Origin of the sequence: Actinoplanes sp. DH11, assembly GCF_020873875.1 — a bacterium.
In the GTDB taxonomy this organism is placed as follows: Bacteria; Actinomycetota; Actinomycetes; order Mycobacteriales; family Micromonosporaceae; genus Actinoplanes.
Map to the genome: position 1 here is coordinate 81,527 of NZ_JAHWGU010000009.1, position 19,983 is coordinate 101,509.

At 72.1% G+C, this 19,983-nt stretch carries 27 protein-coding genes; 15 read left to right on the top strand and 12 right to left on the bottom strand.

Features of this window, described 5'->3' with window-relative positions; all coding sequences use genetic code 11:
* The first annotated feature begins 4 nt into the window (after positions 1–4).
* From LPA41_RS15115 to LPA41_RS15150, 8 genes are all read left to right on the top strand, one after another.
* Positions 5–538: a YceI family protein gene (locus LPA41_RS15115; protein WP_229071007.1), complete on the top strand. Its 534-nt coding sequence runs from the start codon at positions 5–7 to the stop codon at positions 536–538.
* 73 nt (positions 539–611) lie between these two features.
* Entirely contained in the window at positions 612–1,535 is a 924-nt protein-coding gene (locus LPA41_RS15120; protein ID WP_229071008.1) for a MerR family transcriptional regulator, read from the top strand.
* Between the two features lie 102 nt (positions 1,536–1,637).
* Positions 1,638–2,363 (top strand): HEAT repeat domain-containing protein, encoded by a 726-nt coding sequence (locus LPA41_RS15125; RefSeq protein ID WP_229071009.1) that lies wholly within the window; start codon positions 1,638–1,640, stop codon positions 2,361–2,363.
* The gene (locus tag LPA41_RS15130) at positions 2,350–3,423 is read left to right on the top strand and encodes a HEAT repeat domain-containing protein (protein ID WP_229071010.1); all 1,074 of its coding nucleotides are present in this window, start codon (positions 2,350–2,352) and stop codon (positions 3,421–3,423) included. Before LPA41_RS15125 ends, LPA41_RS15130 begins: the two co-directional genes overlap by 14 nt.
* A gap of 30 nt (positions 3,424–3,453) precedes the next feature.
* A complete protein-coding gene (locus LPA41_RS15135) occupies positions 3,454–3,768 on the top strand; it encodes a PadR family transcriptional regulator (RefSeq protein WP_229071011.1) in 315 nt (104 codons plus the stop codon).
* Positions 3,768–4,538: a hypothetical protein gene (locus tag LPA41_RS15140; RefSeq protein ID WP_229071012.1), complete on the top strand. Its 771-nt coding sequence runs from the start codon at positions 3,768–3,770 to the stop codon at positions 4,536–4,538. The genes LPA41_RS15135 and LPA41_RS15140 overlap by 1 nt, the downstream gene beginning before the upstream one ends.
* A 177-nt stretch (positions 4,539–4,715) precedes the next feature.
* Positions 4,716–5,000 carry a helix-turn-helix transcriptional regulator gene (locus LPA41_RS15145; protein ID WP_229071209.1) on the top strand — a complete coding sequence of 95 codons (285 nt, stop codon included), beginning with the start codon at positions 4,716–4,718 and terminating at the stop codon, positions 4,998–5,000.
* A complete protein-coding gene (locus LPA41_RS15150) occupies positions 4,997–5,557 on the top strand; it encodes a hypothetical protein (protein ID WP_229071013.1) in 561 nt (186 codons plus the stop codon). The genes LPA41_RS15145 and LPA41_RS15150 overlap by 4 nt, the downstream gene beginning before the upstream one ends.
* 734 nt (positions 5,558–6,291) lie before the next feature.
* Here LPA41_RS15150 and LPA41_RS15155 read toward each other — a convergent pair.
* Positions 6,292–6,774 carry a hypothetical protein gene (locus tag LPA41_RS15155; RefSeq protein ID WP_229071014.1) on the bottom strand — a complete coding sequence of 161 codons (483 nt, stop codon included), beginning with the start codon at positions 6,772–6,774 and terminating at the stop codon, positions 6,292–6,294.
* A 323-nt stretch (positions 6,775–7,097) separates the two neighbouring features.
* Between LPA41_RS15155 and LPA41_RS15160 the strand changes: the two genes are divergently transcribed.
* On the top strand, positions 7,098–8,132 hold the full coding sequence (locus LPA41_RS15160) for a hypothetical protein (protein ID WP_229071015.1): 1,035 nt from the start codon (positions 7,098–7,100) through the stop codon (positions 8,130–8,132).
* Between the two features lie 55 nt (positions 8,133–8,187).
* Here LPA41_RS15160 and LPA41_RS15165 read toward each other — a convergent pair whose 3' ends face one another.
* A complete protein-coding gene (locus LPA41_RS15165; RefSeq protein ID WP_229071016.1) occupies positions 8,188–8,514 on the bottom strand; it encodes a YciI family protein in 327 nt (108 codons plus the stop codon).
* 125 nt (positions 8,515–8,639) lie between these two features.
* Between LPA41_RS15165 and LPA41_RS15170 the strand changes: the two genes are divergently transcribed.
* Entirely contained in the window at positions 8,640–9,479 is an 840-nt protein-coding gene (locus LPA41_RS15170; RefSeq protein WP_229071017.1) for a phosphotransferase family protein, read from the top strand.
* 166 nt (positions 9,480–9,645) lie between these two features.
* On the opposite strand, the gene LPA41_RS15175 is transcribed toward LPA41_RS15170, so the two are convergent.
* Positions 9,646–10,665, bottom strand: a complete 1,020-nt coding sequence (locus LPA41_RS15175) for a hypothetical protein (protein ID WP_229071018.1) — start codon at positions 10,663–10,665, stop codon at positions 9,646–9,648.
* A 2-nt stretch (positions 10,666–10,667) separates the two neighbouring features.
* Positions 10,668–11,156: a SigE family RNA polymerase sigma factor gene (locus tag LPA41_RS15180; protein WP_229071019.1), complete on the bottom strand. Its 489-nt coding sequence runs from the start codon at positions 11,154–11,156 to the stop codon at positions 10,668–10,670.
* A 300-nt stretch (positions 11,157–11,456) separates the two neighbouring features.
* Here LPA41_RS15180 and LPA41_RS15185 point away from each other — a divergent pair, with 300 nt between their 5' ends.
* Positions 11,457–12,362: an SIMPL domain-containing protein gene (locus LPA41_RS15185; protein WP_304523766.1), complete on the top strand. Its 906-nt coding sequence runs from the start codon at positions 11,457–11,459 to the stop codon at positions 12,360–12,362.
* A 22-nt stretch (positions 12,363–12,384) separates the two neighbouring features.
* Complete coding sequence (locus LPA41_RS15190; protein ID WP_229071020.1) at positions 12,385–12,711, top strand: TraR/DksA C4-type zinc finger protein; 327 nt, start codon at positions 12,385–12,387, stop codon at positions 12,709–12,711.
* A gap of 128 nt (positions 12,712–12,839) precedes the next feature.
* On the opposite strand, the gene LPA41_RS15195 is transcribed toward LPA41_RS15190, so the two are convergent.
* From LPA41_RS15195 to LPA41_RS15215, 5 genes are all read right to left on the bottom strand, one after another.
* Positions 12,840–13,544, bottom strand: a complete 705-nt coding sequence (locus tag LPA41_RS15195; protein WP_229071021.1) for a class I SAM-dependent methyltransferase — start codon at positions 13,542–13,544, stop codon at positions 12,840–12,842.
* A 9-nt stretch (positions 13,545–13,553) separates the two neighbouring features.
* A complete protein-coding gene (locus LPA41_RS15200; protein WP_229071022.1) occupies positions 13,554–13,691 on the bottom strand; it encodes a hypothetical protein in 138 nt (45 codons plus the stop codon).
* 62 nt (positions 13,692–13,753) lie between these two features.
* Positions 13,754–14,470, bottom strand: a complete 717-nt coding sequence (locus LPA41_RS15205; protein ID WP_229071023.1) for a DUF4132 domain-containing protein — start codon at positions 14,468–14,470, stop codon at positions 13,754–13,756.
* Positions 14,388–14,993 carry a hypothetical protein gene (locus tag LPA41_RS15210; protein ID WP_229071024.1) on the bottom strand — a complete coding sequence of 202 codons (606 nt, stop codon included), beginning with the start codon at positions 14,991–14,993 and terminating at the stop codon, positions 14,388–14,390. The genes LPA41_RS15205 and LPA41_RS15210 overlap by 83 nt, the downstream gene beginning before the upstream one ends.
* A gap of 23 nt (positions 14,994–15,016) precedes the next feature.
* Positions 15,017–15,304, bottom strand: a complete 288-nt coding sequence (locus LPA41_RS15215; RefSeq protein WP_229071025.1) for a hypothetical protein — start codon at positions 15,302–15,304, stop codon at positions 15,017–15,019.
* A 167-nt stretch (positions 15,305–15,471) separates the two neighbouring features.
* On the opposite strand from LPA41_RS15215, the gene LPA41_RS15220 reads away from it, so the two are divergent.
* Entirely contained in the window at positions 15,472–16,011 is a 540-nt protein-coding gene (locus LPA41_RS15220; protein WP_229071026.1) for a snapalysin family zinc-dependent metalloprotease, read from the top strand.
* A 61-nt stretch (positions 16,012–16,072) separates the two neighbouring features.
* Here LPA41_RS15220 and LPA41_RS15225 read toward each other — a convergent pair whose 3' ends face one another.
* The 3 genes from LPA41_RS15225 to LPA41_RS15235 all read right to left on the bottom strand — a co-directional run bounded on the left by LPA41_RS15225 (position 16,073) and on the right by LPA41_RS15235 (position 18,170).
* Positions 16,073–16,630 carry a nucleotide-binding protein gene (locus LPA41_RS15225; RefSeq protein ID WP_229071027.1) on the bottom strand — a complete coding sequence of 186 codons (558 nt, stop codon included), beginning with the start codon at positions 16,628–16,630 and terminating at the stop codon, positions 16,073–16,075.
* Positions 16,627–17,769 (bottom strand): helix-turn-helix domain-containing protein, encoded by a 1,143-nt coding sequence (locus LPA41_RS15230; RefSeq protein WP_229071028.1) that lies wholly within the window; start codon positions 17,767–17,769, stop codon positions 16,627–16,629. The genes LPA41_RS15225 and LPA41_RS15230 overlap by 4 nt, the downstream gene beginning before the upstream one ends.
* A gap of 155 nt (positions 17,770–17,924) precedes the next feature.
* Positions 17,925–18,170 (bottom strand): DUF4190 domain-containing protein, encoded by a 246-nt coding sequence (locus LPA41_RS15235; RefSeq protein WP_229071029.1) that lies wholly within the window; start codon positions 18,168–18,170, stop codon positions 17,925–17,927.
* Positions 18,171–18,496: 326 nt separating this feature from the next.
* On the opposite strand from LPA41_RS15235, the gene LPA41_RS15240 reads away from it, so the two are divergent.
* Positions 18,497–19,600, top strand: a complete 1,104-nt coding sequence (locus tag LPA41_RS15240; RefSeq protein WP_229071030.1) for a WXG100 family type VII secretion target — start codon at positions 18,497–18,499, stop codon at positions 19,598–19,600.
* Positions 19,597–19,983 (top strand): hypothetical protein, encoded by a 387-nt coding sequence (locus LPA41_RS15245; protein ID WP_229071031.1) that lies wholly within the window; start codon positions 19,597–19,599, stop codon positions 19,981–19,983. The genes LPA41_RS15240 and LPA41_RS15245 overlap by 4 nt, the downstream gene beginning before the upstream one ends.

The following is a 19,983-nucleotide window of genomic DNA, read 5'->3' on the forward strand; positions in this document are numbered from 1 at the left end:
TCCCGTGACACATACCGCAGACGACCGCGTCGCCCTTCCCGCACCGGGCGGTTACACCATCGACGCCGGACGCAGCACTGTCACCTTCGCCACCCGCCACTTCTTCGGTCTGGGCGCGGTGCGCGGAACGTTCTCCCTCTCCTCGGGTCAGGTGCACGTCGCCGCCGACCCCACGCAGTCGTCGGCGACCGCCGTCATCGACGCCGGCAGTTTCGCGACCGGCAACGACACCCGTGACAAGGTCGTGCGCTCGTCCAAGTACCTCGACGTCGCGACGTACCCTCGGATCAGCTTCGTGTCCACCGCCGTGCGCGAGGCGGGCGCCGGATACGTCGTGCTCGGTGAACTGACCGTCAAGGCCGCGGCGCGACCTGTCGAACTCGCCGTGGAGAAGCCGGCGCCCGAGGCCGGGGGCATCAGGTTCAAGGCCACCACGAGGATCGACCGGTACGAATTCGGCATCACCGCCGACAAGGGCATGACCGCCCGGTACCTCACCCTCTCGCTCGACATCCTCATCGCGCCTGCCGCGGCCTGAGCCCTCCGTCGCGGTGAGGTCATCCCCGCGGCGGGCTTGACTCTCCAGTGGCTGGAACGTCGAGGATTCAGCCATGGACGACGACATCGACCTGCTCACCATCGGCCGGCTGGCGCGCCGCACCGGCATCGACGTGCGCACCCTGCGCTTCTGGTCGGACGAGGGAGCTGTCCCGCCGGCCGGTCGCTCGGTGGGCGGATACCGGCTCTACGACGCGGCGGGTGTGGCCCGTGCCGAGCTCGTACGCACGTTGCGGGAACTCGGTTTCGCGCTCGACGAGGTGTGCCGGGTGCTCGACGGCCGGACCACGATGGCCGACGTCGCCGAGACGCACGTGGCGGCGCTGGACGCGCGGATCCGTTCCCTCAAGGTGAGCCGGGCGGTGTTGTCGACCGTGTCGAAACGTGGTTCCACGGCTGAGGAGACAGCACTGATGAACCGATTGGCGCGGCTGTCGGCCGCCGAACGGGTGCAGATCATCGACGATTTCAAGGCGGACGTGATGGGCGGCCTCGGGCTCGAACCGCCGCTGCGGGAAAAGGTGCGCCAGCTGCGGATCGAGCTGCCCGACGATCCCACGCCCGAGCAGGTGGACGCCTGGGTGGAACTGGCCGAACTGATCCAGGACCCGGACTTCCGCGCGCGGATGCGGGTCTTCCTGGAACTGAACACGCCCGTACCGGGCCGGGCCAAACCGGCCGGGTCGAACATCTGGTGGACCAGGCAGGTGGTCGAAGCCGTCGCCGAGGCCCGGCAGGCCGGCGCCCGGCCGGACGGATCCGTCGCGGCTCAACTGGTCGCCGACATGTTCGGCACCACGGCCCTGACCGCTGCGCTCGCCTCCCTGGAGGCGGGAATCGAGGCGGACGCGGACAGATACTTCCGGCTCGTCGCGCGCGTGCGCGGACACCGCCGCGCGCCGGACTCCACGGAGCATCTGCACTGGCTGGCGGCGGCCCTGCGGGTTGCCGGCGCGGGAGCGACCGGCCGGCGCTGACGCGCGGCGGTCAGCCCGGCGGCCTCCGGAGATGACGGAGCTGCGGCGCTTGACCTTGTCACTGTGTCAGGGTCTTCACTGGTGGCCGAGGAGGTGGTCACAATGACCGGTCTGACAAGCGACAACCCGTCGGTGCGCCTGCAAGCGGCGCTGGCGGCGGGCACGACGGGAGGCCCCGAGATGGTGGGTACGCTCATCGAGAGGTGCGCCGCGGAGTCCGATTTCTTCGTGCGCGACATGCTGACGTGGGCGCTCACCCGGCACCCGGCGGCGGTGACGGTTCCGGCGCTCGTCGCGGAACTGGGTTCGGCCAACCCGCAGGCCCGCAGTCAGGCGCTGCACACGCTGTCCAAGGTGGGTGACCGGCGTGCGTGGCCGGCGGTCACCCGGGCGCTGCTGACCGACGCGCACGACGAGGTGGCGCGCTCGGCGTGGCGGGCGGCGGTGGTGCTGGTTCCGGCGGGGGAGGAGGCGGAGCTGGCCGGGGTGCTCGTCACGCAGCTCGGGCGCGGCGACCGGGAGACGCAGCTGAGCCTGAGCCGGGCGCTCGTCGCGCTCGGCGAGGCGGTCCGGCCGGCGTTGCAGGCCGCGGCGGACGACCCGGAGCCGCGGGTGCGCGGGCACGCCCTCGCCACGCAGCGGTTGCTGCGGGACCCGGACGCGAGTTTCGAGTACGCGGTCGAGCAGGCGAAACGCATCGTCGCCCTCGGCGGGGACGACGCGGAGCAGGCGAAACGCGCGGACGAACCGCACGGCGCGGACCAGGTGGAACGCGTGGCCGAACCGGGCGACCGGGAAGGGGACGACGCCGACCGTGTTGATCGGTGAGGTGGCGCGACGGTCCGGGGTGAGCGCGCGCATGCTGCGGCACTACGAGGCGCTGGGGCTGGTGCGGCCGTCGGGGCGGACCGAGGGCGGCTACCGGGCGTACGGCAGCGACGACATCCGCCGGATCTTCCACATCGAGAGCCTGCGATCGCTCGGGTTGTCGCTGCGGGAGGTCGGGCGGGCCCTCGACGACCCTGCCTTCGCGCCGTCGGAGCTGGTCGGGGACCTCATCGCCCGTACCCGGGAACGCATCGCCGCCGAAACCGACCTGCTTCGCCGGCTGCACCGCATCGGCGCCGCGGAACCCGCCGACTGGGCCGACGTCCTGCAGACCGTCGCGCTGCTGCAGGCCCTCGGCTCGGACAGCGCCGGCCGCCGGCAGCGCGCCGCCCTGTCCACGGTCGCCGAGTCACCCGTACCCGTGGAAGCCCTGGCCGAGGCCGCACTCACCGAGACCGACCCGAACGTGGCCGGTGCCCTGCGCTGGGCGCTGGCCCGGGCGGGTGCCGGTGGGCTGGCCCGGCTGGTGCGGGGCCTGGACGCCCCCGAGGCGGCGGTGCGCGAACGGGCCGTCCAGGCCATCGCCGAACTCACCGACGAGACGGCGACATCGGTGCTGCAGGACTGCCTGACCAGCGCCGACGTGGTGGTCCGGCGGGGTGCGGCGCTGGCGCTGGGTGCGCGGGGCGGTGCGGCGGCGGTACCGACCCTGATCGACATGATCGTCGAGGAGGCGAACGACGTCGACGCGGCGGATTGCCTGAGCACCCTCGCCGAGGATCCCGCCCTCACCGAGCGCATCGCGACCGGTCTCGTCGACCGCCTCACCGCCGGCGCCGCGGGCTCGGCGGCCGTTGGTGACGGCATCGCGGGTTCATCGGCCCTGGGCGGCGGCATCGCGGGTTCGCCGGCGCGGCGGCGGCTCACCCAGGCGCTCGCTGGGATTCCGGGGGACAGGACGACGCAGGCCCTGGTACGGCTGGCCGAGGACGACGACCGTGGGGTGGCGCTCACCGCGACGTACCTGCTGCGGCTGCGGGGGCACGGCGACCGGCCTTGACACCCTATATAGAGTACGAGCATGCCTCGGATGACGTTGCAGGTGCGCCTGGTCCTTCATGCTCTGGCCGCAGAACCCGACCGGCAGCTCTACGGCCTGGAGATCATCGACGCGACAGGCCTGATGCCCGGCACGATCTACCCCATCCTGGCCCGGCTCGAACAGGCCGGCTGGCTGCGCAGCGAGTGGGAGGCCGTCGACGAGCACGCCGTGGGCCGGCCCCGGCGGCGCTACTACGGGCTCACCGCTGACGGCGCGACCGCAGCCGTTGCCGCGAAGACGACCGCGGCGCAACGCCGGACGTCTGCCGCGGTCGGCGACATCCTCCCCGGCGGGGCGTACTGATGCGAATCCTGCGCACCCTGCTCGCCGTCGCCGCGCTCACCCTGCCGGCCGCGCACCGGGCCCGCTGGCGTGAGGAGGCCCTCGCCGTGCTGGCGGACGTGCCCGGGGCGCGGCGCTGGTGGTACGCCCTGGACACGGTTCTCAAGGTGCCGCTGCTGGCGCACCAGTTCCGTACCCCGGTGGCGCCGCCCCGCCGCTGGCTGTCGGCCCTGACCGGCGCCGCCCTGATCGGCACGTCGGTCCTGCTGGTGGCGGCCGTCCTCGCGCCACCGCTGATCGGGGAGGGCGCCGCCGAGTTCCTGTTCCTGCTCGCGCCCTGCGGTCTGCTCGGCGTCGTGGCGGTGCGATCTTTCTGGACGGCGAAATCGTACGGTGGCGGTCTGTTGCCGTACCTCATCGCCGCCTTCCTGACCGTCTTCGCCGGCACCGGACCGGTCGCCGCTGGCGCGCTCTCGGTTGCCACCGACACCGCCGCCGTCGCGATGATCGGAGCCGTCATCCCCGGTCTGTGGCTGATCCTGATCAGTGGCGCCGCCCTGCTGCGGCACACCAGCCCACCCGCCCTGGCCGTGACCGGCATGCTCTGCGGCGCCGGATTGCTCGCCGCCCTGATCGGGCTGCAGCTGGTGACGCACGTGCCGGCGCTGCGAGGACCGGGCTCGGCGCTCACCGCGATGTCGGTGATGCTGCTCGTCCCGGCCTGGCCGGTGTGGTCGCTCTGGACGGGCGTCCGGCTCATCCGGGCCGACACCCCGCACCGCCTGATCTGATCCGGTCGGGCCCGCTGATCTTGGGCGTAGCCGATGACCTGGCCCGGGCGTAGCCGATGACCTGGCTGAGGGCGTACCCGATGAGCTGGCCGAGGCGTGCCGAGCCCTGCCATCAGCTCGGGCGATCTGTTGCGGACCTTGCAGTTGGTGTTGTGTATACGCAACAATCGGAGCGTGGTGGACAAAGATCCGAAGGGAAACCGGCGGGGCGGGAACCTGCACAACCGGCTTCCGGTGCTGCGCGCCGAGCGTGGGGTCTCGCGCAGCGACCTTGCGAAGGCGGTCGGTGTGAACACGCAGACCATCGGGTTTCTGGAGCGCGGCGACTACGGGCCGTCGCTGGAGTTGGCGTTGCGCATCTGTGCCTACTTCGAACTGCCCGTCGAGGCGGTCTTCTCCCTGACGCCGTTCACCCCGATGTCGGCCCAGCTGTATTCCCCGAAGACAGGAGAACCCCGGTGAGCACCGAACGGAGCACGGCAGCCGAGGACCGCGCCGCGCAGCTGAGCCGGCTTTTGGCCGAAAAGGATGACCAGCTCCGGCTGCACCGGGAGCGCCCCCTGCCCGGCTGGCTGGCCGACCGCCGCAGCCGCCGCGCCGCGGCCCTGTTGCCGGTGCTGCCGCTGGCGGGCGGGCTGTTCGCCGGCACCCTGCCCGACACCGTCTTCCGGAGCACGCTGATGACGGCCGTGGCCGCGCTCAGCGTCGCCGGCATTCTGCTGCTGCGCCGCGCCACCCGGCTGCTCGACGCCGTACCGGACCGGCTGCTGGACGAGCGCGAGATCACCGAGCGCAACGCGGCCTACCGCCTGTCCCACAACGTGGTCCTGGCCCTGCTGAGCGTGCTGGCGCTGATGGCCGTCGCGGACGGCGCGATGCGCAAGGTCGCCGACTCGGCGCTCATCGAAGGCGACGGCTGGATTCCGATCATGGTCACCGCGGTCCTGGTCGGCACCATGATCCCGGCCGCCGTGCTGGCGTGGCGCTACACCGAGCCGCTCGACGACACCGACGACTGACATGCCCGCCGGGCCGGACCGCGCCGCCCTCGGCAGAGTCGCGGACCGGTCGCCGACCGGGCATTGCCGAGGCCTGCCGGGCCGCATCGCGCCGCCTGCCGCAGAGGCGCGGACCGGGCGTTGCCGAAGCCTGCCGGGCACGTAGGCGGATATCCTCGCGTCCTGCGCTGAGACGTGTTCGAAGCGGGGAGCAGGCACCACCGCAGGGGGTCTTCGAGGCGCCTGCCAACCCCGGCCGCGACCCTGCGCTCCCGTGACTGTCCCCGCTGGACGAGGAGCAGCCACCGCGGTTGATCGAGGCCGCCGAACCGGAGCTGCTCGTCCGGCCGACGTCCTGGGCGAAGCGGCCCGACGCCCGCCTCCGGTCCGACGGCGCTCACGGCACCCTGCTGCGCTGGACCGTGCCTGTCGAGGAACCGCTGCCCGATCCGTCGCTGCTCAGGCAGCACGTCGACGTTCAGGCAGCACCAAGAGCGGGCGGCTGTCACCCACGGCCGTTTTCGGGCCCGCCAAGCAGCCGTGGGTGACAGCTGGGAGTGGGCGGCTGTCACCTACGGCTGTTTTTGGGGCGGCTGGGCAGCCGTGGGTGACAGCTGGACGCCGGGGGTGACAGCTGGGAGCCCTGGGTGACAGCTGGGAGTGGGCGGCTGTCACCCACGGCTGTTTTCCGGGCGGCCGAGCAACCGTGGATGACAGCTGGGCAACCGGGGGAAAGGAACCGAGGAAGGCCGCCGTCAGCCCGCGAGGAAAGGCCCCAGGGACGCGGCCGGGATCAGCAGCTCCGCGACGGAACCGTCGGTGAAGATCAGGCGCAGCCGCCCGGCCCGGTCGGTGGCCGAGTTCAGGTTCGCGCGCGGGCATTCCCAGCGCGGGTGCAGCGCCGTCAGTGGACCGGAGCCTGCCCGGAACCGGTCGAGCCAGGACTGTGGGCTCCGGGACAGCACCAGCAGGCGGCGGTCGGTGCGGGCCAGCACCCGGGGTTCGGTGACGAGGCGCAGGTGCTGCTCCAGGCCGGCGGCGAGGGTGCGTTGCGGGCCGGGACGATCGGGTACGCGTCTGCGGAACCGCAGCGGCGACAGCTCGGCGCGGGTCAGGGTGATCGGCGCCTGGTCGTCGGGCCGGCTCACCCACGCGGCGGCGTGCAGGGTTTCGCCGGGTTGCAGGTGGTCCCGCACCCGGGCCTCCACCTCCATGTCACGTTCGGCACCGGATTCCACTGCTGCTTTCCCATCGTCGGCGCGAGGTGCGGTGACCCGACAGTCGATCATGCGACCGGCCGCGTGCCGCCGCCGGGGGCCGGGCCGCGCGCCGCCGCCGGGGGCCCGGCCGGCTCGGCTGGCTCGGCTGGCTCGGCTGGCTCGGCTGGCACGGTCCGCCAGAGTGGATGGACCACGTTGTCCGGTTCAAACCTGATGTGGTTCACCCCAGAGCGTAAATGACCAGGTTCAGCCGGATAGGCACCATTTCTGAGATCACCATGAGTGCGACCTAGCACGCCAACGACGAGGCGGCCTGACCTGGCCGTCGGGGGTGAACGGCAATGCTCATCGGGGCCACCTTCAAGAAGTCCGAGATTTCGCACTGGCAGCCGCGGCTGACGAAGAACGAGATCTTCCGGATCTTCCCCAACGCTGACGGGCTGCCGCCGGCCTGGACGGATCCTCGGTACCAGTACTGCAAGGAAGTGGGCGCCATCCCGTTCATCTCCAGCAAGGTCGACGGCGACCCGGGCAAGCTGGGGGAGCTGCGGGAACTGCTCGCCGGCATGCCGTCCTGGGTCAAGGTCCTCTACCTGACGGACCGGCACGAACCCGAGGACGACACCACCGCGGACGGCACGAAGCTCACTCCGCAGGGCTATCAGGACAACTTCAACGCCGTGCTGACCATGGTACGGACAGAGCTCCCGCCGCCCGTGCGGTCCCGCGTCCGGTGCGGCCCGGTCCTCACCAAGCAGTGGACCGAGAACCACCCCGATCGCACCTACCGGACCTGGGACCCGGGGACGGGTGACTTCTTCGGTGTCGACGCGTACGTCAACTCCTGGTCGGCGGAGGACGGCAGCACCGTGTTCACCCGGTACCCCGATGCCGGCACGTGGCTCCAGAAGGTCAAGACGTACCGCTTCAACGGCTCTGACGCCCGGCCGCGCATCCTGCCCGAGCTCGGCGCCATCCAGCCGCACTGGGACCGGGACGGTGCGGCCCGCGCCGCGTTCATGCAGGACGTGCACACCGAACTGTCCAGCTGGAACCCGAACACCACCGGCTGGGCGTTCCAGGGTTGGATCTGGTGGAACACCGAGGGCACCAGCGGCCGGGACATCAGGACTGTCGGCAAGCACCGCTGGTTCCAGCTGGACCACCGGCACAACGGCAAGCCGCTGATCCAGCGCGGTCGCGTCGTCGACCCGCAGGGCGGTTACGAGGTGCTCAGCAGCGAGGCGCTCCGGATGTTCAACACCCTGGCCCTGCTGGACCGGCGCACCGAGAGCCTCGAGATCAGCCCGGCGGACTGGCCGCACATCACCCTGCCCGTGGCAGGCGTCCCGGTCGCCCCGGTGGTGCAGCCGTGACGGTGGTCACCGGCTCCGATGTGACGTGTCGGGGCCGGTGACCGGCCGGGTGCTCTCAATCCTGCAGCGGCCAGACCTCGACCACGCCGTAGGCGACCGCGCACGGCGTCCCGGACGCGATCTGGACGGCCTCGGCCGCCGTTGCCGCCTCGATGACGGCGAACCCGGCCACCGGCAGCGATGCCGACAGGAACGGGCCCTCCTGAGTGGTGACGCCGGCCGCCGCGTGGTTGCGCACCTGCACCGGGGGGCCGGCGATGCCCATCACCACACTGTCCCGGCGCAGCAGCTCGTCGTGCTCGTGGGCGGCGTCCCGCACACCCTGTTCGGTGCGGTCGTAGCCGTCCCGGTCGCCGTACCCGATGGTCACGAACTTCGCCATGGCTCACTCCTCTAACCGATTGCACTCTGCAATCAGTCTAGCCGGGTTGCCGCCCGGCCGCTGACCACGCGACGAGCCGGGCTTCGGGCCGTACTGTCGCTCACGACGGCGCTAAGATCCGCGCTGTGCCGTTCGACGACCTGACGCCGGACCAACGTGACCTGATCGGCCGGTGGCTGCCCGGTGCGACGGTCGAACGCGACCACAGCTGGGGCGTGGTGCAGACCACGGTGCTGGAGATGGCGTACGCCGGATCCCGGGTCATCGTCAAAGCCGGCGGCCCCGACGATCACCACATCGCCCGCGAGATCAACGCCCACCGGAACTGGACGCGCCCGTGGACCGCGCTCGGCCGCGCCCCGGTGATGCTGCACGGCAGTGTCGCGGCGAAACTGCTCGTCGCCACGTACCTGCCCGGCTCCCTGGTCCTCGGCAGCGGGCACGCCACCGACCCCGGCGCCTACCGGCAGGCCGGCGAACTGCTGGCCCTGCTGCACCACCAGCTCGGCGACACCGACCCGGACTACGAGCGGCGCGAGAACGAGAAGTGCCTGGTCCATCTCGACGGCCCGCACCGCATCGACGCCGGCACCACCGCACGGCTGCGCGCCGCGATCACGTCCTGGCCGGCGCCGCCTTCGCGGGTCGTGCCGACCCACGGCGACTGGCAGCCCCGCAACTGGCTCGTCCACGACGGCGTGGTCAGCGTCATCGATTTCGGGCGGGCGGCGATGCGGCCGGCGTACACCGATTTCTCCCGCCTCGCCGCCCAGGAGTTCCGCACCGATCCGCGGCTGGAGGCGGCGTTCCTCGAGGGGTACGGCTCCGACCCGCGCGACACCCCCGCCTGGCACCGCGGCCGGGTGCGCGAGGCGCTCGCCACCGCGTGCTGGGCCTACCGCGTGGGCGACGAGCCGTTCGAGGCACAGGGCCACCGCATGATCGCCGAAGCGCTGCCGGCCTGACCGCGGGCCGGCCGCCCGCTGTCGTCGGCTCGTTGCCGGCCTCGATCTCGCCCTGCCTGCTCGCCGTCGTCGACGCCCTGCCGCTGCCACCACTTCCGGCGCCCGGCTGCTCATCGACGGCGGCGACCCGCTCCGCGAACTCCGCATCCCCGGGACTGACCGCCGCTCACCAGGACCCGGGGTCGTTGACGTCGTCCGCCGGCGTGTAACCGCTCAGCACCGCCACGGCGTCCGTCTCCGCGTACCCCTCGCCCAACCCGTCGAAGAAGACCTCCACCTGGCCGGGGTGCACGAACGTCTCCAGGATGCCGCTGCCCTGCCGCCGGGCCGTCCACGGCCCGGCCGTGATCGTGCCGGCCCGTCCGTCGCCGTGCTCGCTGCGCTGCGCCCGCACCGTGAGCCACCGCCCCTGGTCGTCGCCGACCACCAGCGAGCCCTCCGAGAACGGCCCGGACGCCCGGTCGAAGCCCACCGAGCACTGCCGCACTCGCGCGCCGGCGGGCAGCACTGTCAACCGGAACGGCACCGCGCAGCGCAGGCCCCCGTCGAACCGCACCTCGCCCGCCGCCGCCATCACCGCGGTGCTGTCGGCGGCGTACATGTCGAGTCGCGCCCGCACCCCGCCGACCGGCTCCCATCGCAGGATCCACAGGTCCGGGCCGCCCACGCCAGGGTCGCGCGTCACCGTTCCCGCCCGGCCGGCCACCGCGACCTCGGCCGGCGCGCCGGGCTGCCCCGACGACGCCAGCGTCTGCCGCAACCCGTCGAGCGCAGCCGCGTCCCGGGCCAGCGTGAGCCGTCCCTGCCGGTCCGGCCCCCGGAATTCCACCGTCTCGGTGCCACGCCCGGCACTCCACGACACGGTGTCCGCACCGGCGACAAGCGCGTCCGCGGTGAAGTGCAGGACACCCGGGTCGGTGCCGACCGCCGCGGGATGCTGCTGAGCGCCCTGCCCCGGCAACGCCACCGGCAGGGCGGACGTGGCCCACTGATGCGTGGTGGCCGGCCGGCTGAGCACCGCCACGCCCGCACACACGCCGAGAACGACGGCGCCCACCCAGCCCAGCGCCCGCCGCCGCCGAATCCCGGCACCTCGGCGCCGCGCCCCGGCGACCAGCGCCGCCGCGTCCACCGCACCGCCGGCGTGCTGCCGCAGTGTCGCGGCGAGCCGGTCATCGAACTCCACACTCACCTGTCGGCCCCCGTCAGCTCGTCCCGCCGGCGCCGCAACGCGGTGAGCGCCCGCTTCGCATGCGTGCGCACCGTCCCCGTGGAACAGTCGAGGATCGCCGCGATCGCGTTGTCGTCCAGGTCCTCGTAGTACCGCAGCACCACCACCGTGCGCTGCCGCTTCGGCAGCGCACACACCAGCCGCCACATCTCGTCACGCCCCGCCACCTCGGCCGCCTCGTCGGTGACCCGCGGCCGGTCCGCCACCGCGGGCACCGGGACGTCCCGGCTGCCGCGACGACGCCACCAGGAGTGGTGGGCGTTCACCAGCATTCGGCGCACATACGTGTCGGGCTGCTCCAGGCGCGAGATGCGCCACCACCGGGCGTAGGCGCGAGCCAGCACGTCCTGCACCAGATCCTCGGCGCGGTGCTCGTCACCGCACAGCAACCGGGCCACCCGCACCAGCCCCGGCCCGCGCGCGAACGCGTACTCCTCGAACGTCACACCCTATTCAACGCTCCTGCCCACCCCCGGCGTAGACAGCGATCAACACCAAAGATGCGGTACGGGTCCGGCGCACCCACCCACCCCGGCATCCCGCCCGTCCCGTGCCGCTGGGCAACGCGATACCGCCACCCGGCCGCGCCACCGCCACCCGGCCGCGCCACCGCCGGCAGAGCGCGCCGCCGCCGGCAGCTCAACGACGCTGCACGGGGCCAACGCGGCGGATCGCGAGGAGTGGAATGCCGGAGGAATCAGAGGCGCGGCCGTAAATTGGTACAAAAGCTACTCAAGGGACGGTAAATGAACAAGCTTCGCGTCACCCTGCCCGCTCTCGCCGCCCTGACGGCCCTCGCCGCGCCGTCCGCGGCCCTGCTCACCGCCAACCCCGCTCCGGCGGCGCCACTTACCGGCAGCCCCGCAGCGGAGCCGCTCACTGGCGACCCCGCCCCGGCCTCGGCCGGCGCCGCCGTCAAGCCTGCCGCGGAAGTCACCGCGAAGCCCTCGTCGAAGTCCACCGCCAAGCCCACCGCCAAGCCCACGGCGAAGGCCGCCGCGAAGCCCGCCGACCACAACCGGGAGAGCGTCCTGGTGACCGGTCAGGGTCAGGTGTACGGGCAACCCGACACGCTCACCGCGAACTTCGCGGTGGAAGCGGCCGCCGCCACGGTCGACGCCGCCCTGGAGCAGGCCACCGCGGCGGCCACCCGGATGCGTGACTCGCTGGCCCGCGCCGGTGTGCCCGCCGCCGACCTGCAGACCACTGATGTCCGCGTCAGTTCCACCAAGGACGAGAAGGAGAAGATCACCGGCTACACCGTCAACCAGGGGCTGACCGCGAAGATCCGGAACCTGCCCAAGGCCGGGGCGACGATGGCCGCGGCCATCGCGGCGGGCGGGGACGCCGCACGGCTCAACGGTGTCTCGTTCGCGATCGAGGACGACGCCGCCCTGCTTGCCGAGGCGCGGCGGAAGGCGTTCGCCGACGCCCGGGGGAAGGCCGAACTGTACGCCCGCGAGGCCCGCCGCACCCTCGACCGGGTCGTCATGGTCAATGAGGGGGCGCCCAGCTACCGGCCGTACGAGCAGGACCGGGCGGCCGCGATGCTCGCCATGGCGGACTTCGCGATCCCGATCGAGCCGGGCCGCCAGCAACTGTCGGTGACGGTCACCGTGGAGTGGGCCTTCGGCGCCGCCGACGGTCGCTGACACCTGTCGTTAAGCTGCGAGGATGGTCCGGGACGAGTTGTTGCTGCTGCGCGCGCGGGCGGAGGGTGAGGCGGCGACGCTGGCCCGGGACCTGCAGGCACTGTTCGCGGCGTCGCGGGATTCGAACGCCGACGACGAGCACGACCCGGAGGGCGCCACCATCGGGTTCGAGCGGGCGCAGCTCACCGCGCTGCTGGTCGCCGCGCGCGAGCGGATCGCCGAGGTCGACGACGCGCTGCACCGGGTGGAGGCGGGGGCGTACGGCACCTGCGAAGGCTGCGGCCGCCCGATCGCCGCCGAACGGCTCGCCGCCCGGCCGTTCGCCCGCCGCTGCGTGGCCTGCGCCTGACGGCGGCGCGGGGCTTGCGGCCGATGTCAGCTCGGGCGTGCGTGGCCTGCGCCTGACGGGGGCGCGGGGCTCGGCCGATCTCAGGCCGGGCGCACCGGGGCACGGCGGCCGGCTCGGAATCCGCGCCCTCAGGAAGACGCCGGCGGCTTGCGTGCCACCAGCAGCTGGACCCGGACACCGGGCAGGGCCAGCGGCACCAGCCGCACCGCGAACCCGGCCGCCGACAGGTCGTCGCGGACGGCGCGCAGCGGCGTGGTCCGGTAGTACATGACGAAGGGCGGCCGCCACAACGCGTTGCGCACCCGCATGACGGCGTCGAAGCCGAGCGCCGCCCAGTGCGCCACCGACGTCACCGGGGCCGCCGCGCCCAGCGGGAAGGCGAACAGCCCACCCGGCCGCAGGGCCCGGAACACCCCCGCGAAGACGGCGGGACGTTCGGCGGGCAGGAAGTGCCCGAGCGCGCCGAACGTCACCGCCACGTCGAAGCCGGCCGTGAACGGCAGGGCGCGGGCGTCGGCGCGCACCCAGGTGGCGCCGGGGTGCACGGACCGGGCCTGGGTGAGCATCCCGGTGCTGAAGTCGACACCGGTGACCCGGTCCGGGCACAGCTGCCGCAGCACCCGCACGCCCGCCCCGGTGCCGCAGCACACGTCGAGGCCGTCGCGGAACGGCCCGAACCCGCCCAGCGCCTCGATGGTGGCGTCGAGCAGGAAGTCCGGGGTCCGGAACGGCGTGTGGTCGAATTTCGGCGCCAGCAGGTCGTAGCCGCGTTCGACCGAGGACAGTGCCTGCACGGTCAGTTCACGCAGCGACGGACCCTGTGGCGAGAACACGACCCGAGCCTATCCGGCGGGTTCGAGGAACTCCGGGCCCTCGTCCTCGGGGTCCTCGGTGACCAGCTCGGGCACGGTCGTCTCGTCCTCGACGGCGGCGGCCACCTCCGGTGACTCCTCCAGCGGTTCCCAGTCCTGTTCGGTCATGATCACTCCTCGACGTGGCTGCGACGTACCTGACAGGCGCTGTACCCGCAACCCGCCGAAGATCAACCCGTGGGCGCGGACAACTCGACGAGCAGTTCGGACAGCGCTGCCGCGTCGGCGGCACCCATCGGGACGACCCGCGCGGCCTGCCAGTGATCCGACCAGTGGCGATCCAGCCAGACCTCGGTGACCTGCTGGTAGCCGGTCGGGTCCGACGCCGAGGAGGTCGTGCCGGGCGAGATCTCGACCACCAGCGTCAGGTCGCCCGGCAGGTCCCGCGCCAGCCGCGTGTGCACGCGGCCGGCCGTGAGGTACCCGTTGCCGCTCCATCGCCCGCCCAGCAGGCGCACCACCCGGTCCGTCGGCACCGGCCCGAAACCGGTCAGGCTCGTCGCCGCCCGCTGCTCGTCGGCAAGCGTCACCACCGGGCGGTTCACCTGCGGAAACGGTTGCAGGACCTCGTAGTCGGCGAACGTCTGCGCCCACCCGGCCAGCTCGTCACGCAACTCGGCCGGATGCAGGATCCCCAGCGACGCCCCCGGATCGACGGCCGCGGTCGTGTCGTGCCGGTCCGCGAGACTGCCGTCCTCCGCGATCCGCAGCGCCCGCACCAGCCGGCCCGCGTCGTACTCGCCCCACAGGACCCGCCGCACGATCGGCCCCAGCACCGGATGGGGGAGCAGGACCGTCGTCAGGTCACGCGCGGGCCGTACCCGACGGGTGAGCATGTCGCGTTCCAGGCGCGCGATCTGCGCCGCCGCGCCCGCCCGCAGCTCCATTGAATCGCAGGAACCACTGGTACGCCTCCGGCCGCGTGTCCTTCACCCCCGGCTTCGGGGGTCGGGCCAGGCGTCGCCCGCCGGCACCCACGACGTACGGGGTCAGATGCTCGTCGGTGCCCACCCGGAACACCCGTGACCCGTAGTCGAGGGTCAGCCCCGCGTCCAACCCGTGCGTGCTCGCCAGCCGGTCCGCGAGCTGCGCGACGGACAACCCGCGCCGCGCCGCCGCCTGCCGCAGATAGTCGGCGGCCCGCTCGTTCGTCGGCCCGCCGGACATGCCCTCCTCGATCGACAGCAGGTGCCGCAGTGCCACATCCCCACCGCTGGTGGCAAGCACCGCGAAGCCGTCGGCGGCCCGTGCGTAGCGGCCTTTCGCCGGCCACGACCGCACCAGCGGCGCCAGCCGGTCCATCGTGGTGTCGTCGCCGACGTGCGCCTGCGCCGGGACCACCCAGGACTCGGCGGGCGGCATCCCGTCGGCGATCCACGCGTCCAGCAGCGCCCGCCCGAACGCGGCCACGCTGCCCCGGTCGGCGTCCGCGATCAGCCGCGCGGCCGGTGCTTGAGCAGGGACGGCTTCTGGATCAGCGCCCGCGCCGGCGCGTCCGGCCCCTTGGCGATCAGCCAGGACACCTGCGGTGCGGTCAGGTCGGCGAGCCGGTCGGCGCCGGTGGCCGCGGTGCCCCAGTCCGGCTGCTCCCGCCCGTGGTCGAGGGCCGCGGCCCGGGACAGCCAGCGCTCGCGCTCACCGTCCTGCCACACCACGACTGTCGGATCGGTGCAGACCAGACCCTCCACCACGCCGTGCCCACGATGCCGCCCCGCAGCCATCCACCCGCCTCCCGCTCGCACCCGGCCATCCCGGCACCGGCATCGTGCCATCGGCCACCGACATTCCTCGTGATAGGTGCGAGCCGGTATGCCCGTACCCATTGATGTTCATCTTTTGAACCGGGCATCGTCGAGGGGTCCCTTCCCCTCATCCCCGGAGGAAGTCAATGCTCCGCAGACTCGCGGCGGCCATCATCGCCGCCCTCGCCGTGACCGGCGTGCAGGTGGTCACCGCCGCCCCCGCCAGCGCCGCGCCGCGCATCCTGTACTACGACGCCAGCCAGGCACAGGAGTTCCGTTCCGTGGTGGACCAGGGCGCGCAGATCTGGAACAGCCGGGTCGCGAACGTCCGCCTGCAACCCGTCACCGCCGGACGCACCCCCAACATCCGCGTCTACGCCGACAACGGCTGGCCCCGGGCCATCACCACGTCACTCGGCAACGGCCGCTGGTACATGGGCCGGCAAGCCGTGAACCAGGGCTACTACCAGCCCCGCATCGCCGCACACGAGTTCGGCCACCTGCTCGGCCTCCCGGACCGCCGCACCGGCCTGTGCGCCGACCTGATGTCCGGCAGCAGCGCGCCGGTGAGCTGCACCAACCCCAACCCGAACAGCCGCGAGGCGTCGACCGTCAACGCCAACTTCGCGACCACGGCGGCGACCGCCGAGACCCGCACCTACACCTGGACCGTCGCCGCCTCCTGACGCGGCCTCGTCGCTCGGCGGGACCCTCGCGGCCCCGCCGAGCCGGCGACGGTTCCGGCTGCTACGCCAGGTCCTCGTAGTCGAGCAGGCCGTTGACGAGTACGTGCTGACGAAACCCACCCGGCCCGAACGGCAGGAAGTACCTACTCTCCAGCAGGTCGTCCGCCAGCGCCTCGACCATCACGGTAGTCAGCTTCTTCGCCCGGATCGCCTCGCACAGCAAGGGCACCGTTGCCGTCACTCGAAGCCCTTTCTCTTCCGCGATCCGGCGCGGCGCCGCGTCGTCCAGCACCATCTCGCATTTGTGCAGCTGCCCCATCGCGAGAACACCGCACTCGCCGCGGTTCTTGCCCCCGGCGACCAGCCGATCGGCGTACTGGGCGAACGCCTCGACGAAGCGCATGTCGGTCGACCGGTACACCTGGATCCAGTCGGCGTCGAGAACCGCACGAGCCGCCGGTACGTGTTCGGTGGCATTGCCGAGTTCTCGCTCGACGCTGTCCGGGATGTAGACGGGGCGCCCGTCGGCGAGGAACCGCAGAACTCCCAACCATCCGTTGATCGCGAAACTCCGCACCGGGCCGGTGTCGAACACCCAGGCATTCTCGGGCACGGTCACGACACGAAATTCCAGATCTCGTCCGGTCGGCGGTCTCGGACGGGTGGTAGATCCGCTTCGTCGATGGTGCCCTGCAGCAGTTCCAGCGCGCGTTCCCGGCTTATCCGCTCGTCGCGGAGCAGCCGGAGTACCGCCCGCGCGAACGGCCGGGGAATCGTCGTCTGCCGGAGTTCCTCGGGGCCGACGTTCAAGTTCAGTTCGATGATGTCAGCCTTGGTGGTGCGGTACTGCCGCACGGCGGCGACCGCCTCGCTGTCGGCCAGGCTCAACTCCTTCACCCGGGTCGCGAGGGTGGCCATGTCGACGCGGAACTCGCTTGCCAGCACGATCGCCGTCTCGCGTTCGCCGAACCGGGTCGTCTTCTCCTGCCAAAGTTGCGTTACCGCGGCCTCCGGTAGGAGCAACGCACGTGCGAACCGGTCGAGCCGTGACTCCATCGGGACGGCCCGGTCCGAGTGGTCCGCCACCCGCCAGTCGACGGTGTAGTCGTCAGCGACCAGGTAGTGGCCCAGTTCATGAGCCAGCGCCAGCCGTCTGCGGCCCACCTTCATGTGGCTGTTGACGAGACAGACACCGCCGCGGCGCAGCAGGACGGTACCGGCGTCAGCGGTGTCCCTGCCGATGTCACGGGAGAACGCCAGAAGCCCGACACCGGAGACGCATTCGGAAAGCCGCCGGAGCGGTTCCTGGGCCCCCACACCCATCAGCGTGCGTGCTCTCCCCGCGAGAGCTTCGGCTTCGGCGTTTGTCGACGGGTGCGTGATGCCGGCATGTGTGACCGCGTCAGCGGCGTCGAGCCCCAACTCCTCGACGCCCAGCGAGGCGACGAATTCGACGTCGTGAGCGAAGCTCGCCAACAACGCGTCGATCTGTGAATCCGCAGTATCGAGGCCCTGGCTGGATCGATGCGCCACCAGGGCGGGAGTCGGTTCCTCGAAGAACACGGACATCCGCACACCGAGCGCCGCCGCTATGTCCGACAGTTCCAGCGCGGTCACCTTGCGGACGCCGCTCTCAACCTTGTTCACCGCGGTCCGATCGAGCCCAGCCTCCCGGCCGAGCTCTTCCTGACTCAGATCCGCACGCTTGCGAGCTTCCCGGATCCGTTCGCCCAGCGTCCGTGCGTCAATCTCCGCCACAGTGTGCGATTCTCGCACATCATATGGCAGCAGCGCAGGAGTCCTTACCTTCTCGGGGCCGGCCGGCCGGCCGGCAGGCAGGGGCAGCCCCTTGCCCGGCGCTCGCACGGCCCAGACTGTCGTCCCCGGCCCCAGGGATAACCGTGAGCCCGGAGCTATCCGTTTCCGCGCACCGAGACATACAAGCCGAGCACCACCAGCAGCACCACCGCCGGTATCCAGCCGACAACGATGCCCGCCAGCGCGACAAAGCGGCCACGCCCACCGGCCCGCCGGATCTGCCGCCTGGCGATGTGACCCACCACCGCCCCGGCGGCGCCGACCGGGACGGCGACCAGGATGTTGGTGTAGCGCGAAAGCAGGTACGCGGCAAATGAGATGGCCAGTGACGCGATCGCCATCCGGTTGAGCCGGGAAAGGCCGCCGACCCCCGTCGGAGGTGGGTAGGCGGATGAGGCGGCGACGGTGCCGACATGACCGGCTGCCGCAGGTTTCCGGACGCCCGGTGGCGGCGGGTAAGGAAACCCGGGCACCTGCGGGGAAGCCGGGGAGGCGGGCAAGCCGGACGACTGATGGCCGGGCGGCGGTGGCACGTTGCTCATGGAAACCCCTCGCTGTGGCGACTCGCTGAGAGTAGCCACGGTCCATGCCTGCGGAATTGATCACGAACCGGAATGCCCCCGCGCCGGTACACCGTTCCGAGACCGCCGACGGGGAGGGGCACGCCGTGACGAGCCACCTGGTCGAGGACGCCCGCGAGATCACCGCCGGCATCCTCGGCCAGGGCTGGGTGGACGGCACCCTGGGTGGCGTCGGCTCCACCATGGACGGCCTCGCCGTGGCCGTCGACCCGCTGGGCAGCGTGGCGAGCTGGGGCGTCGGCTGGCTGCTCGACCACGTCCAGCCGCTGCGAACCGCCCTGGACGAGCTGGCCGGCGACCCCGCCGAAATCACCGCGCACGCGACCACCTGGCACCGCGTCGCCGCCACCACGGAGGTGGCCCGGCACGACTACGAGCAGCGGCTGCTCACCGAGACGGCCACCTGGTCCGGCGCCACCGCCGACGCCTACCGCGCCCACGCCGCCGAGCACCTGACGGCCCTGACCGGCCTGAGCACCGCAGCCACCGGCATCGCCGCCGCCGTGGAGGGTGCCGGGCTGCTGATCTCCCTGGTGCGCGGCCTGGTCACCGACCTGATCGCCGCCTTCGTAGCCACTTTGGCAGCCCGCCTCCCCCAGTGGCTCGCCATGGAGGGCCTCACCCTCGGCGTCGCCACGCCGTTCGTGGTCGCCCAGGTGGCGGCCCTGGTCAGGACGTGTGCCGGTGCGATCCGACGGCTCGTCCGTGGCCTGTTGAGCAGCTTCCGCCGCCTGGACGCGATGGTGGACCGCCTCAAGAGCGTCCTCGACCGCCTGCTGGAACTCGTCCACCGCATCACCCGCACACCGCCGGGCGGCGAATCCAGCCCGGGTAAGCCGCGCGAGGCGGCGGGTCCGTCCTTCACTCCACCCGCCGCCTACCTGACCAGGCACGGTGAGCTGACGAACGGGACGTACACGGTGAGCAGCAGCGCGATGGCAAAACACCTGCCGCTGACCGCCATCCCCGGCCGCAGTGTCTTCCTGAGCGGTGTCGATGCCGAGAAGGCGGTTCTCGATGCCGCCGCCTACGCTGATGCACACGACCTGTGGGTGCTGAACAAGGCCAAGGTGCCGGTCGTGAACGGCCCGGTTGGCGTGCTCGGCGGGACCGGCGAGCTGACCCGATACATCAACGTCTACCGGAACGACCGCGGCGGCGTTCACGGCAGCCCGGGAGGTGCCTCATGATCGACTTGGCCCGGATTCTCGCGGCGAATCCGCCGCGGTCGTCCTGGACTCCGGAGGTCGCCCACAACGTCGCAGCCGCCCTGGTCGAAGGCACGGCGGTCACGCTGGACCGGGACGTGGACGCCGGCGAGGAGTGGATCAGCCTGGTCAGCGGCACGCAGCGTGTCGGCATCGTGTCCGTGTCCCGCCCTCTGGCGGTCCTCGCACAGACCGACCGGACAAACGTGGAACGCGCGGCCGATCTGCCCCTGGCGGCGGTGCTGGTGCCCTCTTTTGACGCCCCTGTCCTCGTCGCCGACGCCGACACCTTGCGTGCGGTCTTCGGCACCGTGATCGACGTGTCACCCTTCTCCGCCGAAGACCTGTGGTTCTTCACGATCTGA